The sequence below is a fragment of the Microbacterium sp. HMWF026 genome, assembly GCF_003061325.1.
Classification (GTDB): Bacteria; Actinomycetota; Actinomycetes; order Actinomycetales; family Microbacteriaceae; genus Microbacterium; species Microbacterium testaceum_E.
The window spans coordinates 1-2,261 of sequence record NZ_QAJB01000176.1 but is presented as its reverse complement, the minus strand read 5'-3'; the positions used below and the strand labels follow the sequence as shown (position 1 = coordinate 2,261).

Annotated in this window: 4 protein-coding genes; all 4 read right to left on the bottom strand. The window is 68.9% G+C overall.

The features are described from left to right. Positions 1-29 precede the first annotated feature (29 nt). Positions 30-320: an MSMEG_0570 family nitrogen starvation response protein gene (locus tag DBR36_RS07465; RefSeq protein ID WP_258222613.1), complete on the bottom strand. Its 291-nt coding sequence runs from the start codon at positions 318-320 to the stop codon at positions 30-32. A 1-nt stretch (position 321) separates the two neighbouring features. Then, positions 322-1,224 carry a carbon-nitrogen hydrolase family protein gene (locus DBR36_RS07460; protein ID WP_108318251.1) on the bottom strand — a complete coding sequence of 301 codons (903 nt, stop codon included), beginning with the start codon at positions 1,222-1,224 and terminating at the stop codon, positions 322-324. Positions 1,225-1,232: 8 nt separating this feature from the next. Next, on the bottom strand, positions 1,233-1,760 hold the full coding sequence (locus DBR36_RS07455) for an MSMEG_0572/Sll0783 family nitrogen starvation response protein (protein ID WP_108318250.1): 528 nt from the start codon (positions 1,758-1,760) through the stop codon (positions 1,233-1,235). Positions 1,761-1,865: 105 nt separating this feature from the next. Next, positions 1,866-2,261, bottom strand: a 396-nt coding sequence (locus DBR36_RS07450) for an AIR synthase-related protein (protein ID WP_258222612.1), incomplete at its 5' end; no start/stop codon positions are given.

Below are 2,261 nucleotides of genomic sequence, written 5' to 3'. Positions count from 1 at the left end.
ATGGTCGCCCGCGCGGAGCTCGACGGGGATCACGACGACACCGCCGGGAGCGGTGGCTCCATGCGGAGCACCGTGACCTCGCCGCCGGCGTAAGCCCCCGCCGTGCGCACGATCTCGTCTCGGGATGCCATGGCCGAGGTGCACGCGAACCCGTAGGCGGCGCGCACGCGTTCGCCCGCGGCATCCAGTGCCTCGCTCGATCGAGCGACGAAATCGGAGACGTCGTAGCGGCTCCCGGTGGAGAGGTAGTCGTGCATCACGAGGCTCGGCGAGTAGTGCGACGACTCGGCGCCGTCAGGCCAGCGCACGGCGAAGCGCATCTCAGGCACGGGCCAGCTCCTTCCACCCCTCGACGTGCTCCCCGGCCGTCTCGGCGACCGGGCCGTACACGTCGGGTCGACGGTCGCGCAGGTGGAACATGCCCCCGCGCATCGTCCGGAACGTCTCTTCGATGTCGATCTCGGCGATGGCGAGCCCGGTGCCGAGCAGGGTCGTCGCGAGGACGTTGCCGCCCGGGTCGACGACCTTCGCGTTGCCGACGTAGCGGAGCGACCCGAACGTGCCCGACTGATTGGATGCCATCCAGAACACCTGGTTGTCGAGCGCGCGCGCGATGTCGAACTGGTTGAACCGGTAGGTCCAGCGGTCGTCCTGCAGGTTCTCGGCGGTCGCGGTGCGGGCCGCGGGCCACGCCGACATGCTCACCACGATCTCGGCACCGTCGAGGGCGAGCATGCGCGCGGCCTCGGGGAACGCCTTGTCGTAGCAGATCTGCATGCCCACGCGTCCGACGGGGGTGTCGAACGCCTCGTAGGTGTCGCCCGCCGAGTACGACATGTTCTCGCCCAGCGGCTGGTGCACCTTGCGGTACGAGCCGTAGATGTTCCCGCCGTCCAGGCACACCGCCGCGTTGTACCGCGTCTCGCCGTCGTCGGCCAGCTCGCAGAACCCGATCGTGACGATCATGTCGCCCACCAACTCCTGCACGCGGGCGATCTCCGGACCGTCGAGCCGGATGGCCGGCGGCATCGACTTCGTGGTGGTCTTGATCGTGTCGCCGTGATTGCCGAGCGACGACAGGTAGCCGCCGATCGCGGCCTCGGGGAACGCCAGGAACGACACTCCCGCCGCCCGCGCCTCGGCCACCAGGTCGGCGATGAGCGCGTAGTTCTGCTCCAGGTCCCGCGTGAAGTTGGCCGAGACGGAGGCAACGGTGATCGACATGACGCGCCTCAGAGGTTGTAGACGGAGTTGATGATGGCGCCCTTGCGGGCGTAGTAGATGACGGCGTCCTGCACGTCCAGCGGGTGCGCGGGGATGACGCCCTCGATGAGGTCTTCTTCGCGGATGCCGTGGAGGGCGAGGCCGAAGCGGCAGCAGTAGACCGTGCCGCCCTCTTTGATGAAGGTCTCGAGCGAGTTGTTCATGTTGAGCTCACCGGGGAATCCCGCGTCTCCCGTGGTCGGGAAGCCGCGGTTGGCCGTAGCCGCCAGGGTGCCCGGGCCGTACAGGTAGATGGCCGACTCGAAGCCTTTTCGAAGCGCTCGGGTCGCCTGCAGGATCGCGACGAAGCTGACGGAGGACTCGTGCGGGATGCCGTGGATGAGCGTGAAGTACGACTCGCCGTTCTCGGCCTGGAAGTCGGGGAACAGCTTGGTGGAGCCGTAGATGTTGCTGCCCTTGGGGAGCGAGGGGTGGGGGATCTCGCCCAGGGACTTCGCGATGTTCTCTGCGATCTGAGCGTCGAGGTCGGTGGTCATTGTCGTGTCCTTCGCGTCGGGTGGTGCCGGGGATGGAGCGCGTGTGCCTGGTATCAGACTCGCGCCCGGGTGTTTCGAATCGGTTTCAACCGGAATGAGGCTGCGTTACGCCTGGCCGAGGCCGGTGGCATCCGTGTCGAGAGCGCGCGTCTCGACACCGTCGGGCCAGCGCAGCACGACGCCGGGCTCGGCGTTGAGCTCGCCGATGGAGGCTGACTGCGCGAGGGGCGAGGGGATCTCGGGAGCCGCGGCGGTGAGCATGCCGAACCCCGGGAAGCAGGTCAGCCAGTCACCGAAGGCGACGTCGGGCGGCGCGGGGATCTCGGCCACGTCGATCAGCGCGCCGGTTCCGGACGCCTCGGCGAGCATCGCCGCTGTGCCGACGATGCCCGCCATGCTGACGTCCTTGGCCGCGGCCGGCCGGTGCGCGGCGAGGAGGCCCGCGAGGTGCCGGAGCTCCTCCCCCGTGCGGGTCGAGGTGGAGTCCCACTGGCGCCCCTC